General features: G+C 63.8%; 16 protein-coding genes and 2 pseudogenes. 10 read left to right on the top strand and 8 right to left on the bottom strand.

The genetic code is table 11. From position 1 onward, the window contains the following. Positions 1-48: 48 nt before the first annotated feature. Positions 49-879: an AraC family transcriptional regulator gene (locus X760_RS58870; RefSeq protein WP_023720031.1), complete on the top strand. Its 831-nt coding sequence runs from the start codon at positions 49-51 to the stop codon at positions 877-879. 70 nt (positions 880-949) lie between these two features. Next, positions 950-1,381: a cupin domain-containing protein gene (locus X760_RS58865; RefSeq protein ID WP_023720030.1), complete on the top strand. Its 432-nt coding sequence runs from the start codon at positions 950-952 to the stop codon at positions 1,379-1,381. Between the two features lie 55 nt (positions 1,382-1,436). Here the strand turns inward: X760_RS58865 and X760_RS58860 are convergent, their stop codons facing one another. The 4 genes from X760_RS58860 to X760_RS58845 all read right to left on the bottom strand — a co-directional run bounded on the left by X760_RS58860 (position 1,437) and on the right by X760_RS58845 (position 4,110). Next, positions 1,437-1,883 (bottom strand): nuclear transport factor 2 family protein, encoded by a 447-nt coding sequence (locus X760_RS58860; RefSeq protein ID WP_023720029.1) that lies wholly within the window; start codon positions 1,881-1,883, stop codon positions 1,437-1,439. A 129-nt stretch (positions 1,884-2,012) separates the two neighbouring features. Continuing rightward, positions 2,013-2,567: a nuclear transport factor 2 family protein gene (locus X760_RS58855; RefSeq protein ID WP_031194303.1), complete on the bottom strand. Its 555-nt coding sequence runs from the start codon at positions 2,565-2,567 to the stop codon at positions 2,013-2,015. Then, the gene (locus X760_RS58850) at positions 2,564-3,547 is read right to left on the bottom strand and encodes a CocE/NonD family hydrolase (RefSeq protein ID WP_023720027.1); all 984 of its coding nucleotides are present in this window, start codon (positions 3,545-3,547) and stop codon (positions 2,564-2,566) included. Before X760_RS58850 ends, X760_RS58855 begins: the two co-directional genes overlap by 4 nt. Positions 3,548-3,606: 59 nt before the next feature. Beyond that, complete coding sequence (locus tag X760_RS58845) at positions 3,607-4,110, bottom strand: nuclear transport factor 2 family protein (protein WP_023720026.1); 504 nt, start codon at positions 4,108-4,110, stop codon at positions 3,607-3,609. Between the two features lie 127 nt (positions 4,111-4,237). On the opposite strand from X760_RS58845, the gene X760_RS77255 reads away from it, so the two are divergent. Together X760_RS77255 and X760_RS58840 are read left to right on the top strand one after the other, a co-directional pair. Then, positions 4,238-4,417, top strand: coding sequence for a LysR family transcriptional regulator (locus X760_RS77255; RefSeq protein ID WP_051409690.1), 180 nt, complete (start codon positions 4,238-4,240; stop codon positions 4,415-4,417). Then, complete coding sequence (locus tag X760_RS58840) at positions 4,378-5,145, top strand: LysR family transcriptional regulator (protein ID WP_051409689.1); 768 nt, start codon at positions 4,378-4,380, stop codon at positions 5,143-5,145. Before X760_RS77255 ends, X760_RS58840 begins: the two co-directional genes overlap by 40 nt. A gap of 27 nt (positions 5,146-5,172) precedes the next feature. Here the strand turns inward: X760_RS58840 and X760_RS58835 are convergent, their stop codons facing one another. Further along, positions 5,173-5,628 carry a carboxymuconolactone decarboxylase family protein gene (locus tag X760_RS58835; RefSeq protein WP_023720025.1) on the bottom strand — a complete coding sequence of 152 codons (456 nt, stop codon included), beginning with the start codon at positions 5,626-5,628 and terminating at the stop codon, positions 5,173-5,175. Positions 5,629-5,747: 119 nt separating this feature from the next. Beyond that, positions 5,748-6,191, bottom strand: coding sequence for an SRPBCC domain-containing protein (locus X760_RS58830; RefSeq protein ID WP_023720024.1), 444 nt, complete (start codon positions 6,189-6,191; stop codon positions 5,748-5,750). Between the two features lie 226 nt (positions 6,192-6,417). Here X760_RS58830 and X760_RS58825 point away from each other — a divergent pair, with 226 nt between their 5' ends. Both X760_RS58825 and X760_RS58820 read left to right on the top strand, forming a co-directional pair. Then, positions 6,418-7,182, top strand: a complete 765-nt coding sequence (locus tag X760_RS58825; protein ID WP_023720023.1) for a copper homeostasis protein CutC — start codon at positions 6,418-6,420, stop codon at positions 7,180-7,182. Positions 7,183-7,205: 23 nt separating this feature from the next. After that, on the top strand, positions 7,206-7,703 hold the full coding sequence (locus tag X760_RS58820; RefSeq protein WP_023720022.1) for a GNAT family N-acetyltransferase: 498 nt from the start codon (positions 7,206-7,208) through the stop codon (positions 7,701-7,703). A 17-nt stretch (positions 7,704-7,720) separates the two neighbouring features. Here X760_RS58820 and X760_RS58815 read toward each other — a convergent pair whose 3' ends face one another. Further along, the gene (locus tag X760_RS58815) at positions 7,721-8,743 is read right to left on the bottom strand and encodes an acyltransferase (protein WP_023720021.1); all 1,023 of its coding nucleotides are present in this window, start codon (positions 8,741-8,743) and stop codon (positions 7,721-7,723) included. 162 nt (positions 8,744-8,905) lie between these two features. Further along, positions 8,906-9,078 (bottom strand): annotated as a pseudogene (locus X760_RS79125) (carbon monoxide dehydrogenase); the annotation flags it as partial. Between the two features lie 144 nt (positions 9,079-9,222). Between X760_RS79125 and X760_RS58810 the strand changes: the two are divergent. From X760_RS58810 to X760_RS58795, 4 genes and pseudogenes are all read left to right on the top strand, one after another. Beyond that, on the top strand, positions 9,223-10,098 hold the full coding sequence (locus tag X760_RS58810) for an acetylserotonin O-methyltransferase (protein ID WP_245278623.1): 876 nt from the start codon (positions 9,223-9,225) through the stop codon (positions 10,096-10,098). Between the two features lie 377 nt (positions 10,099-10,475). Continuing rightward, positions 10,476-11,186, top strand: coding sequence for a fumarylacetoacetate hydrolase family protein (locus X760_RS58805; RefSeq protein WP_023720019.1), 711 nt, complete (start codon positions 10,476-10,478; stop codon positions 11,184-11,186). A gap of 4 nt (positions 11,187-11,190) precedes the next feature. Next, positions 11,191-11,839 (top strand): annotated as a pseudogene (maiA, locus tag X760_RS58800) (maleylacetoacetate isomerase). 34 nt (positions 11,840-11,873) lie between these two features. Then, complete coding sequence (locus X760_RS58795) at positions 11,874-12,914, top strand: zinc-dependent alcohol dehydrogenase family protein (protein ID WP_023720018.1); 1,041 nt, start codon at positions 11,874-11,876, stop codon at positions 12,912-12,914. Positions 12,915-12,932 lie beyond the last annotated feature (18 nt).

Below are 12,932 nucleotides of genomic sequence, written 5' to 3'. Positions count from 1 at the left end.
CTGCTGCCATAGAAGGCCCGACGAAAAGCGTCTTGAACCGGATTGACTATGGCAAAGACAAACCAAGCGGCGGAGACCGGGAAATACTGGCGCCATCCGTGCTTCCCCGACCTTGGCCTGTTCGAAGCGCGCTTCACCCGGCACCGCTACGACTTGCACACACACCCGACCTATGTGATCGCCCTGATCACCTTCGGCTGCGAGCGGATTCGCATCGGCCGTCAAAGCGTTCTCGCCCCGGCAGGCGCCATTGCCGTCGTCAATCCAGAGGAGTGGCATGACGGCGAACGCGGGGCGGACGAAGGCTGGGCCTACCGGACGTTTTATCCCTCGGTGCCGCTGATGACCGCACTTGCCCGCGAACTCGGCTGGCACGGCGCTCCGGTGTTTTCGCACGCGACTATCGAAGACAACAATCTCGCCGCAGCGTTGACGGCCGCACACCAGGGCTCGACATCCCCAGACACAATGACGGCCGAGACGTCCCTGCTCGTGGCGCTGCGACGGCTGATCGTTCGGCATGGCGACTCGAGCGGACAGGCCGAGGAGGTCGAAAGCTCCGGATCGCAGCGGAGGTTTTCGCTCTATCGCGACCTTGTCGAAAGCGAGCTCGGCTCGCAGCTCGACCTCAAGCGGCTTGCCGGTGCGGGTGGCGTGACCCGGTTCCAGGTCATCCGCGACTTCAACAAGGCGATCGGCCTGACGCCGGTGGCCTATATCCGCGACCGGCGATTGCGCCGGGCGAGCGCGCTGATCGAACAGGGATTTGGCCTCGCCGACGCCGCTATCGCGGCAGGTTTCGCCGACCAGAGCCATCTCTCCCGTACGTTCCGGGCCATGCATGGCATGACGCCGGGCATGTTTAGAAGAGCTGGATAAGGCGCTCCTCAACAGACAAGTTTGCGCGCCAATGCGTGCTGCGCAATGCTGACGCAGCTCGGGGGGAATCATGCGAATAATCTTGGCGCCGACGCTGCTGCTCGCGGCTGCACTGTTTGCAAACAACGCCCAGGCGCTGGACGCCAGCGGGACGCCGGTTGTCGTGACCCCGCTTGCCTCTCGCACCGAGACTGCGTCCGGCCAGCCGATCACGCTGCCGCAGAAGAACGTGCAGGTCCTGGTCTCGGCCTATCAGATCGCGCCGGGCGCCACTTTGCCGGTCCACAAGCATCCGTTTCCGCGCTATGCCTATGTCGAGGCCGGCACGCTTCAGGTCACCAACGTCGAAACCGGCAAGAGCAACACCTACAAATCAGGTGATTTCATCATCGAGATGATCGGGCAGTGGCATCAGGCCACCAATGTCGGCGCCGATCCGGTCAAGCTGCTGGTCATCGACCAGGTCGAAGAAGGCACCAAGAACACCGTGTTGCGCCAGTAGCTGCCACGTCTGAAAACAGCGTCCGTGGCGGATCCAGCACAGCGCGTAACAGACGTCAGAACGTGAACCCCTCCGGCAAATTGTGATTCCAATAGCCTTCCTCGACAAGTTCACTTATGCGCCAGCCCTCGGACGTGCGTATGACGCGGTCGCGATACCAGAGCCCTTGGAAGAAGACCTGCCTTTTGCCTTCGCCGAGGTCGACCACCATCGGGCATGAACAATGCACGCGCGCGCTGGCCTCATCCCCTCGGAGATCAAGAAGGATTGTTGAAATGGCGTGCTGCGAGATCAATATCTTCGATAGGGCGCCTTTCATATAAGCAACATGCTCATCCACACCGCTCCTGATTCCACCTGTTACAGTGTCGTCAAGCACGGCGTCGGGCGTGAATATTTTCCGATAGGCTTCCCAGTCGCGATCGTCCACAGCGTAGCAATAGCGAGCAAGCAGCTGTTCGATCTCAAGCCGATCGGAAACCTCCTGCAGTGAAAGGGTCATGTCCTGTCTCCGCGGTTGGCGGCACTAATGCCGCATGCGCCAAGCCTGCCCCGACATTCGATCAATATTCACGTTGCCGTTGCTCCGAGCAACCTCGCCGCGCGACTGGGCATGCGCAAATCCGAACACTCATTTGGCCTCCGCCTTCACCCGGTCGGCAGCGGCGGTCAAAAGGGCGCGATCTCCCTCTTCGTACAAGCGGCGGATGGAGATTGCCTTGACGCGCCAACCTTCCGACGTCCGCACCAGCCGGTGTAGATAGCTGCCGCCGACCGTCCAGAACCGGGAACCGATCCAGTGGGTCGCGCGGACATGGCTGCGTGCAACCGCATGCTTATCCGCGCCTTCGACAATGACGTTGGTGATGAGGTGCTGGGTGGCGTCGAAGCCCGGCAGCAGCGCTTGCCATTGGGCGATCAGGGAGTCGCGGCCGCTGGTCGTGACCTCGCCGCCGAAGAGGCTGGTATAGTCGGTCGTGACACGGGCCGCGAAATAGGATTTGACCCGGTTCCATTCACGCAGATCGGCATAGAGGCCGATCCCGGCAACTGCCTCGGCGATCACGATCCTGTCTTCGACCGTCAGCGCATCTCCCGGAGCGCTCGAGGCGGGCGCCGAGACGGCGGAAATCATCGCGGCTGAAACCGCCGAGGCCAAGACATACCGGCGGGTGACGAGGCTCATTGTCCCGCCTCCCCTGCACCGCCCAGCGTTGCGCGGAAGTGCGCGGCGACGGCATCGCTCGCCGCCTTCACCGGCGCGGCACGATCGTAGAAATCGAACTGGGTGACATTGTCTAGCCACATCTCCTGCCTGGAACTGGTCAGCCGCGCGTAGAACTTGTGCGCGCCCTGCGGAATGGCAGCCGCCTCGCTATGCACCATCAGAAAAGGCTGGTGCAGGCGCGGAGCAGCCTGGATTGCATCGAACCTCAACCAGCCGCGCCAGAAGGCGGGATCGGCCTCGTTGCGCCAGGCCGGGAGCATGCCGCGATCGGGTTCGGTGTAGTAAGGCACCTTGAACATGACCGCGCGCTCGTCGGTCAAGCTAGCAGCGGGCAGGAATGCCTGTTTGCCGGTGCGGCGATATTCCGCCTCGGCCGCATCGCTCGCGGCCTCGAGCCTGGCGACACCGTCCCCGCCGCCATAGGTCTGCTCGACCCCTTCGGCATCCTGCAACCAGGGCGCAACGAGGGCGACCGACTTGATCGCGACGTTTTCGGCCGCAGCGGTGACCATGTAGCCGGAGCTGGCGCAAATGCCGAGCCCGCCGATGCGGTCCTGATCGGTCTCGGGCCGGGTCGCGAGATAGGCGACCGCCGCTTCGATGTCGGCGATCTTGGCGTTAGGATCCTCGTACTGGCGGCGCACGCCGCCGCTTTCGCCCCAGCCGCGAAAATCGAAGGTCAAGGCGATGAAACCGCGGTCGGCCATCTCGCGGGCATAGCGGGCCGGCATCTGTTCCTTTACCGTCATCCAGGCGCCGGTCACGACCAGCGCGGGCCGAAGTTTCGCCGCGTCCAGATCCTCCGGCAGATAGAGCTCGCCGACGATCTGCTCACCGTTCGAGGCGAAAGCGACGCGCTCGATGCGCGGTGCGGCGAAGGCATTGGAGGCGGCGAGCGCCACGGCGGTTGCTGCAGCAAGTGTCAGGGTTTTAAGCATCGCAAGTCTCCTTTGGCTTGGAGTGAGAAGCGCGGCGCGTTGCAAGAAAGACCGCCGTCTCAGCGCTCGCCAGCCAGTCGGCCGGGCAATGGCTTCAGCGGGTAATGCGCCCAGTAAAAGGCGTCCGACTGATACATGTCGGTCAAAAAATTCTGTGCCTCGGCGATCTTGCCGCCCTTGATGCGGAACATCAGCGCATAGAGCTGGTCGATCTCGGGACCTGAGCCGACATTCGACCAGCCGCGATGGACATCGACGACGAGGTCGCCCTGCGCCTGGAAGAAGATCGGCTCGGCCTTGAACTTGCCATCGGCCAGGCCGCGGAAAAAGGCGACCACCTCGTCCGGCCCGCGCTTGTCGCCGGCGAGCGGATGATGACCGGGAATGCGCCACACGATGTCGGGCGCGAGGAAGGGCCGCACGGCCTCAGGATTGCCGGTCGCGTAAGCTGCGTAGTAGTCCTTGATGAGCTGGATGTTGCTGTCCTCCAGCGGCCCGGCATTCGCCGGGGCGGCAGACACCGCCAGAAGAGCGCCGGCGGCGAGTGAAGCGAGCCTGGTCATCGGTCCTGTCTCCTTGCCCGTTCGGGCCCTCGCAACAGCGAGGCCCGTTCGTCGAGCCCAACATGACGCCTTTTGTTCACCGGAAAAACCAGTAGAGTTCGACAGGGCTATTTGGAAAAACCTTACAATGCGCCTCGACCAATTCAGCGGCATCGTCGCCTTCGTAAAAGTTGCGGAGGCCAGGAGCTTCACCCGCGCCGCCGCCGAGCTCGGCGTCGCTCCGGCCTCGTTGAGCGAGGCGGTCAAAGGACTTGAGGAGGCCTGGGGGTGCGGCTGCTCAACCGCACGACCCGCAGCGTTGGCTTGACCGAAGCTGGCGCCCAATACCTCGACCATGTGCGCCCGGCAGCCGAAGACATCTGGGCGGCTGGTGCGGCGCTGCGCGAGACCCGCGATCGTCCTGCCGGCACGCTGCGCCTCAGCCTGCCCTGGATCGCCGCCCCGCTGCTGATCGAGCCACTGATGCGGCCGTTCATGGATGCTTATCCAGAAGTGCGGCTCAATCTGATCTTCGACGACAGCTTCGTCGACATCGCCGCCGAGGGGTTCGATGCCGGCCTGCGCATCGGCGAGCTTCTCGAGAAAGATATGATCGGCGCGCGCCTGGGCGGGCCCCTGCAGATGGTCGTGGTGGGCAGCCCGGACTATCTGGCGCGCAACGGCACGCCGAAGCGGCCGGCCGACCTCGCCGCCCATCGCTGCATCGCATTCGCCCTCACCCGCACCCGCGCGATCTCGCCCTGGGAGTTCACCGTGGATGAACGCGAAGTCGCTTTCACACCGGACGCATGTCTGGTCGTGAACACGCTTCCGCTGTGCATTACTGCTGCCGCGCAAGGGCTTGGCCTCGCCTTCGCGGTCGAGGGGCTCGCCGCGCCGCTTCTTGCCTCAGGCGCGCTGGTCAAGGTGCTGGAGCCTTTCTGTCCCGCTTACGAGCCGCTCCACCTCTATTATCCCAGCCGCCGCCTGGTACCGCCGAAGCTGCGGGCCTTCATCGACTTCGTGCGCGCGAATTCTCACAAGCTGCGGATCTGATGTGGCTTTGCGAGAACCCGGCCCCGTTCAGCCCCAGGCGCCGACCATCTGTCTGGTGGTTGCGTTGAGACGGTTGAACGCATTGATCAGGGCAATCTGGACGACCAGTGCGGCAAGCGCCTTTTCGTCATAGTGCCGGGCGGCTTCATCCCAGACCGCATCCGGCACCGGGTCTGGCCGGTCGGCTAACCGGGTCGCCGCCTCGGTCAGCGCCAGCGCGGCGCGCTCGGCGTCGGTGAAGTAAGGTGTTTCCCGCCAGGCCGACACGGTGAAGACGCGCTCATCCTTTTCACCGGCCTTCTTCAATTCGCGTGCATGCATATCGATACAGACACTGCATCCGTTGATCTGGCTGGCGCGCAAATGGACGAGCTTGCGCGTCACATAGGACAGATCGGCCGTTTCCGTCGACTTGTCCAGCGCGAGCAGCGCCTGCAGAGCGCCAGGAATGAGCATCACCGGGTTTTTCAATCGTGCTTGCATAGTGGTCTCCTTCGGGCGTGTTTTCTCAAGCCCGGACGACGAACATCCGGGGTCTCGATATTTCTTGGTTCTGTCAGTTCGCCGGCCGCCGCGTTGCGGCAAGGCGAGCGCCGGGATATTCAGCTTTGCCAGGCAGTCACCCGCTCAAGCCGCTCGAGAATGCGCGGCCAACCGCTTCCCATGCCGATGTAGCCGCGCTCGTCCTCGGACCGGAACCCGGAATGCTCCATGCGCACCCGCGTCGCTTTACCTTCGGGCGTCAACGACCATGTCACCACGGTCTTCAGACCGCTGTCGGATTCGGTGCCGTCGCCCCAGCTGTAGGCGAGCAGGCGTGGCGGCTCGATCTTCAGCACCTCGCAGTTCGTCACGCCGGACCAGCCAGGCACCGGCGTCGCGCGAAAGGTAAAGCGATGGCCTTGCTCAGGCGCAAAGTCGTTCTCCATCAGCCATTCGGCAACCAGATGCGGCACGGTCAGTGCGCGCCATATCTTTTCAGCCGCATGCGGGATCAGACGCTCGACGACAATGGATTTGGTTTCGATTGTGGTTGCTTCAGTCATGACTTGGGACCCGTTGTTTGCGGTTTGGCTGGGCTATTCAACAACGCGCTCTCCATGAGAACCAATAACCCATCAGCTATGAGTTACGTATAACGCTTAAGTTATGAATGTGTCAAGCGGCGGAATGGCAGGCGCGCCCGCAAGCACATTGAGCCCACACTTCCGGCTTTCAAGGCACCGTGCCCGATGCTACCGCTGGCCAGCTGAAATCATCAACGGATCGCCCATGACCGAGACCGAACGCCCTCGCCTGCCGCTGATCGAGATCTGCGTCGAAGGCATAGACGGCCTGCTGGCCGCGCAAGCCGCCGGTGCCGACCGTGTCGAGCTCTGTGCCAGCCTGGTCGAGGGCGGCATCACGCCGAGCTTCGGCACCGTGCGCACGGCGCTTGAATTAGCGACGATCCCGTTCCACGTCATCGTGCGGCCGCGTGGCGGCGATTTTCTCTATAGCGAGGCCGAATATCGTTCGATGCTCGCCGATGTCCGAGCGCTTGCCGAGCTTGGCGTCGCCGGTGTCGTTATCGGCTGCCTCGCTGCCGACGGCACGATCGATGAGCAGCGCATGAGCGAACTGGCGCAGGCAGCGGGGAGCTTGAACGTCACCTGCCACCGCGCCTTCGACATGACCCGCGACCCGACCGAGGCACTGGAATCGCTGATCCGCTGCAAGGTCGGCCGTGTGCTGACCAGCGGCCAGCGCGACACGGCGCTGGAGGGCGCGGACCTGCTCGCCGATCTGGTCAGGCAGGCTGGCGACCGCATCATCATCCTCGGCTGCGGCGGGCTTGACCCGCAGAACATTGCCGAGGTGCGGAGGAAAACCGGGGTGAGCGAAATGCACTTCGCCGCGCTCAAGGACGTGCCGAGCGCCATGCGCTATCGCAACCCGAAAGTCGGTATGGGCGGCACCGACCTCGACCGCGAATACCGCAACACCGTGACCGACGAGGTACTGGTGGCGGCGACCATCGCCGCTGCCCGGGCATGATCCTGGAAGACAGAAGAAAGAAAATGATTGAAACGCGATTGCCGATCGAGCTGGTTTTGCCGCGGGATGAGCCCGCAATCCTCGCGCTCAACAACGAGCACGCTGCGGAATTATCATGGCTCGAACCTGAGCGCCTTTCCTTCCTGCTTGGCGAAGCGTTTTACGCGCGCCGTATCGGTGCACTCGAAGCCTTCATCATGACCTTCGACCAGGACGCAAGCTACGACAGCCCGAATTTCCTGTGGTTTCGCGAGCGCTATCCGCGCTTCGTCTATGTCGATCGCGTCGTGGTCGGCGCCAATGCGCGCGGCCGGGGTCATGCCCGCCGGCTGTACGAGGATCTGTTCGAGCAGGCGTCACGCGCCGGCCAGGCGATCGTCACTTGCGAGGTCAATGCCGAGCCACCCAATCCGGCTTCGGACGCCTTCCACGCGGCACTCGGCTTCATGGAAGTGGGCGACGCGGTAATCCACGGCGGCAAGAAAGCCGTGCGGTATTATCTAAGACGGATCGCCGGCTGAACGGCAGCCGCCTCGCCCTACCAATTGCGGTTCAGCCAGGAGCGGGTCGGCTTTTCGACGATGTAGTAGCTGCACAGAGCGCAAGCGAACGCCGCCGCCAACATCAGCCACGGCGAACTGCCTTGTATGTCGACGAATTGATAAAAGGGCTGCTGCCAAAGATAGAGCGAATACGACCACAGCCCCAGCATCGTCATCGGCCGGGAGGATAGAAACCCGGTCAGGTACCAACTGCTGAAGTCGAGCGAGTTGACGGCGAGGGCCAACAGCGGCACCGCGACCAGATAGTGGATCGGGGTTGGCACGGCAGCCATGAACACTAGAACCGCCACGACAGCGGCCGCCAGGGCGACATGTGGGCCCTTGAGCAGCGCCGGCAGCCTGTCGTCGGCCTTGAGCAGGCATATCACCGCTGACAGCAGGATCGAGGCGATGTGCACGTCGGTGCGCCAATAGGTGGACTCGTAGCCTATTCCGAGCACCCAGTAGGAGATGGCGCCGTTTGCCATGGCCAGCACCGACAATGCGCCGAGCAGCACGATGACCCGGGACTGCCCCGAGACGACGACGCCGATCAGCGCCAGGATGACATAGGCGTGCTCTTCGACGCAGAGCGACCAGATATGGTCGAGCGCGCCGGCGCGGGTGACGAGAATTCCGGCGTAGTTGTAAGTGAACGTCAGCGCCGTCAGCGCCGCCTTCCACTTGAAGGCGATGAATGTGCCGGACAAGGCAACCACCGCGGCGACGACGAAAACCATCAGTGCCGGGTAGATGCGGGAGAACCGGCGCTTGAAGAATTTCTTCAGCGGATAGTGTTCGACGAACAGGATCTCGGCCATCAGCCGGCCGCTGAGCACGAAGAAGAATTCGACGCCCAGGACGCCGAGATTGATGCCGGGAACGGGGAAGAAATGGCCGATCAGCACCAGCGCGATCGACAGGCCACGCCAGCCGTCGAGATAGGCAAGCCTGGTTCTTGCCGAGCTATCGGCGACAGGCCTGGACACGACAAGACGCGCCGCGGAGATGTCCGTCATGCCGGTCCCTTCTGCGAAAGGCGGGCTGGAGGCCGCATTCCTCCAGCTATATTGCAGCGCACCAGAACTTTGTGCAAGTGCGAGATAACGACACGCCCGAAGTACGGGACGGACAGAAAAGGGCCGTTAAGGCCCCTTTCCCAAAACCGAAGGTCGGTGGTCTCAGGCGTTGGCGGCAGCCACGAGACTGGCGCGGTAGTCGGCCGACCATTCATGTCGCTCATCAAATTATCCGCCGCGACTTTAACGCCGGCCAGTGCCGAGGCCACGAAGCTTCCGGCGAGCGCCGCCTCGATCTCCTTCGAACGGAAGAGGCCATTGTCGCCGGCGCCGGTGGAAGGCCTTGTGTTTCTCCTTCGATAAAGAGAGGGTCTGTCACCAAACTGGTGGACGGACATGCCGAACGGAAGTGTCACATATGCGGTGTAACCAGCAAGTTGAGCTCAAAGTCGGTTCTGGATCGCGGAAGGGAATGTGGCATGGTGGATTCTGATCGGATCGACAACCTGATCGCAGCGGTGCCCCCCGCCTTGGCGCTTCGCGCCGGGCTGGACCTCGGCATCTTCACCCGGCTCGGCGGCAGCGCGGTGACTGCCGACAGCCTTGGGGCCGCGCTCAAAGTCGAGCCCGATCGTCTGTCGCGGCTCCTCTACGCGCTCGCCAGCATCGGTCTCCTCGAAGTCAAGGATGGTCAATTTCGCAATGGAGCCGAAGCGTCGGCCTTCCTCGACGCGTCCAAACCGACCTACCGCGGCGGCGATCATGCGCTCCTGCGCGAGCTCTGGGGAGCCGACCTGCTGACCGCAGAGTCGCTGCGACAGAACCGGCCGGCTGCGCTGCACGACTTTTCCGAAGCGGGGCCCGAGGCCGCGGCGGCCTTCAGCCGCCTGCTCGCACCGGGCGGGGTGATTTTCGGCCGACATCTGGCCCGGGAGATGGACCTCTCTGCGATCGGTTCGGTGATCGACATCGGCGGGGGCTCCGGGACCATTCTCGTCGGACTTCGCGAGCGGCGGCCGCAGATTGCGGCGACGCTGATGGAACTCCCAACGGTGGCAGCGGTCGCGCCAGATATCCTGTCAGAATACGGTGCCGACGACGTGGTTGTCGAAGAGGGGGACATAACTGTCGCACCATCGATCGGTCGGCACGACCTGGCGATCCTGAAGGCCGTCGTCCAGGTCCTTCCGCCGGACCAGGCGCGCAGTTCGATCCTGAACGCGGCGCGTTGCCTCACACCCGGAGGCGAGATCGCAATTGCGGGGTGGGGTGTCGTCGATGACGACCGCCTCGGCCCGNCGTTGCCTCACACCCGGAGGCGAGATCGCAATTGCGGGGTGGGGTGTCGTCGATGACGACCGCCTCGGCCCGCCTGAGGGTGTCTTTCTGAATCTCACCTTCTTGAACCTCTATCGCCACGGCGAATCGTACACTGAAGGTCAGTATCGCGCATGGATGACCGAGGCTGGATTCCGGGATATCTCCAGGTCGCGCCTGACGGACGGCTCCACGTTGTTTCGTGCGCGCCTCACGGGCTGATCGTGGCTGAGTGGTTGGTTTCGGACGCAAGGCTCTCCGAGCCCGCCCGCCAGGGCACGGACGAGGACACGAGCGACTAAATTCAGGCCGCGCCGCGCGGCGGGGCGTAGCTCTTCTGAAATGCAATGCCTTGCCCGGTGATCCAAATCGGCCGAATGTGCCGGCGACAGATTCACTGAAGCAGAGACAGTGCATGACAGACTTCGCCCTCCCCCTGCCCGCAACCCCGTCGGTGGCCGTCGCCGGCTCGCCGCAGCGTTTTGCGGTGCGTCGCATCTTCTGCGTCGGCCGCAACTACGCCGCCCATGCCCGCGAGCTCGGCAATGATGAGCGCGACCCGCCCTTCTTCTTCACCAAGCCAGGCGACGCAGTGGTCGATGCGGCGGTCGGTTCGGGCACGATCATCCCCTACCCGCCGCTGACCCAAAACCTGCATCACGAAATCGAGCTAGTCGTCGCGATCGGCGGAGCCGGCTTCCGCATCCGGCGCGAGCGGGCGCTGAACCATGTCTGGGGCTACGGCGTCGGTGTCGACCTGACCCGCCGCGACCTTCAGGACGAGGCGAAGAAGGCGGCACGACCGTGGGACTGGTCGAAAGCCTTCGACCGTTCGGCGCCCTGCGGCCCGCTGGTTCCGGCACAAACATCCGGCCATCCCGAAAAGGGCCGTATCTGGCTCGCCGTCAACGGCAAGATCAGGCAGGACGGCGACCTCGCCGAACTGATCTGGCCGGTTCCCGACATCGTCTCGATTTGCAGCGAGGCGGTAGAACTTAAGCCCGGCGACCTGATCTTCACCGGCACGCCGGCCGGCGTCGGCGCGGTCGGGCCGGGCGAAAAGATCACCGGCGGCGTCGACGGCATCGGCGAAATCGAGCTGACCATCGGCCAACCGGGCCCGTGATCCGATGAGCGACATCGTCCTTCACAATTACTACCGCTCCTCGACGTCTTACCGGGTGCGGATCGCGCTGGAGATGAAGGGCCTCGCCTACGAATACGTGCCGCATCATCTGCGCCACGGCGAGCATCTCGAACCCGCCTATCTCGCGGTCAATCCGCAAGGTCTGGTGCCGGCTCTGATCCTGGGCGACGGCACGCTGCTGACGCAATCACTGGCGATCATCGAATATCTCGACGAGACCACGCCCGAGCCGCCATTGCTGCCCAAGGATGCGCCTGGCCGCGCCCGCGTCAGGATGCTGGCGCAGATGATCGCCTGCGACATCCATCCGGTGAACAATCTGCGCGTGCTGACCTCGTTGCGCACGCTGTTCGGCGCCGGCGACCAGGACGTCGCCAACTGGTTCCGGCATTGGGTGAACGAAGGTTTCCAGCCGCTTGAAAAGATTCTGGCTTCCTCGCCCGAGACAAAGACCTTTTGCCATGGCGACACGCCGGGGCTAGCCGATATCTGCCTGGTCGCACAGGTCACCAGCAATGCCCGTTTCGGCGTCGATATGACGCTACCCGACGATCGCGCGCATCAACGCCGCCTGCATGGCGCTGCCGGCGTTCCAGAAGGCGGCGCCGGAGAACCAGATCGATGCCGAGTAGACCGCAAATTGCATGAAGTGATGAGGAACTGCCGATGAAAGCCGTCGTCTTCGAAAAATTCGGCGAGGCGCCGACGATCCAGACCGTGCCGGATCCGACGCCTTCGCCGGAAGGCGTCGTCATCAAGGTCGAGGCGACTGGCCTTTGCCGCAGCGATTGGCATGGCTGGATGGGCCACGACGACGGCATCCGCCTGCCGCATGTGCCGGGCCACGAGCTGGCAGGCGTCGTGGTCTCCACAGGCAGCCAGGTGACCCGCTGGAAGACCGGCGAGCGCGTCACCGTGCCGTTCGCCGTCGGCTGCGGCCGCTGCTCCGAATGCACCTCGGGCAACCACCAGGTCTGCGAGCACCAGTTCCAGCCCGGCTTCACCGCTTGGGGCTCGTTCGCCGAATATGTCGCCATCGACCACGCCGACACCAATCTCGTGCGCTTGCCCGACGAGATGGAATTCGCCACCGCCGCCAGCCTCGGCTGCCGCTTCGTCACCTCGTTCCGCGCCATCGTCGACCAGGGCCGGGTGACGCCCGGCGAATGGGTGGCCGTGCATGGCTGCGGCGGCGTCGGCCTGTCGGCGATCATGATCGCCAGCGCCATGGGCGCCAATGTCGTTGCCATCGACCTGACCGACGAGAAGCTGGACTTCGCCAAAACGATCGGCGCGGTGGCGACGATCAACGCGGCAAAGACGCCGAACGTGGTCAAGGCAGTCAAGCAGATCACCAATGGCGGCGCGCATATGTCGATGGACGCGCTCGGCCATCCGACGACGTCGTTCAACTCGATCGCGAACCTGCGCCGGCGCGGCCGCCATGTGCAGGTCGGCCTGATGCTCGGCGAGCATGCCAGGCCGCAGATACCGATGGACAAGGTGATCGCCTTCGAGCTCGAGATCCGCGGCAGCCACGGCATGCAGGCTTTCCGCTATCAGGCGATGATGGAGATGATCCGCACCGGCAAGCTTAAGCCCGAACTGCTGGTCGGCAAGAAGATCAGCCTCGAGGAAGCGCCGGCCGCATTGATGGCTATGGGCGGCTTCGAAGGCATCGGCATCGGCGTGGTGACCCGATTCTAGATCAGCGACCCGACTCTG

It is taken from the genome of Mesorhizobium sp. LSHC420B00, assembly GCF_000503055.1.
Classification (GTDB): Bacteria; Pseudomonadota; Alphaproteobacteria; order Rhizobiales; family Rhizobiaceae; genus Mesorhizobium.
Note: the sequence above shows the minus strand (reverse complement) of the source record. Positions and strands in the feature narration are given on the sequence as shown.

What these genes read in the sequence shown, in the direction of transcription:
- X760_RS58870 (WP_023720031.1), top strand. Translation starts at nt 49, where the DNA reads ATGGCAAAGACAAACCAAGCGGCGGAGACCGGGAAATACTGGCGCCAT.
- X760_RS58865 (WP_023720030.1), top strand. Translation starts at nt 950, where the DNA reads ATGCGAATAATCTTGGCGCCGACGCTGCTGCTCGCGGCTGCACTGTTT.
- X760_RS58860 (WP_023720029.1), bottom strand. Translation starts at nt 1,883, where the DNA reads ATGACCCTTTCACTGCAGGAGGTTTCCGATCGGCTTGAGATCGAACAG.
- X760_RS58855 (WP_031194303.1), bottom strand. Translation starts at nt 2,567, where the DNA reads ATGAGCCTCGTCACCCGCCGGTATGTCTTGGCCTCGGCGGTTTCAGCC.
- X760_RS58850 (WP_023720027.1), bottom strand. Translation starts at nt 3,547, where the DNA reads ATGCTTAAAACCCTGACACTTGCTGCAGCAACCGCCGTGGCGCTCGCC.
- X760_RS58845 (WP_023720026.1), bottom strand. Translation starts at nt 4,110, where the DNA reads ATGACCAGGCTCGCTTCACTCGCCGCCGGCGCTCTTCTGGCGGTGTCT.
- X760_RS77255 (WP_051409690.1), top strand. Translation starts at nt 4,238, where the DNA reads ATGCGCCTCGACCAATTCAGCGGCATCGTCGCCTTCGTAAAAGTTGCG.
- X760_RS58835 (WP_023720025.1), bottom strand. Translation starts at nt 5,628, where the DNA reads ATGCAAGCACGATTGAAAAACCCGGTGATGCTCATTCCTGGCGCTCTG.
- X760_RS58830 (WP_023720024.1), bottom strand. Translation starts at nt 6,191, where the DNA reads ATGACTGAAGCAACCACAATCGAAACCAAATCCATTGTCGTCGAGCGT.
- X760_RS58825 (WP_023720023.1), top strand. Translation starts at nt 6,418, where the DNA reads ATGACCGAGACCGAACGCCCTCGCCTGCCGCTGATCGAGATCTGCGTC.
- X760_RS58820 (WP_023720022.1), top strand. Translation starts at nt 7,206, where the DNA reads ATGATTGAAACGCGATTGCCGATCGAGCTGGTTTTGCCGCGGGATGAG.
- X760_RS58815 (WP_023720021.1), bottom strand. Translation starts at nt 8,743, where the DNA reads ATGACGGACATCTCCGCGGCGCGTCTTGTCGTGTCCAGGCCTGTCGCC.
- X760_RS58805 (WP_023720019.1), top strand. Translation starts at nt 10,476, where the DNA reads ATGACAGACTTCGCCCTCCCCCTGCCCGCAACCCCGTCGGTGGCCGTC.
- X760_RS58795 (WP_023720018.1), top strand. Translation starts at nt 11,874, where the DNA reads ATGAAAGCCGTCGTCTTCGAAAAATTCGGCGAGGCGCCGACGATCCAG.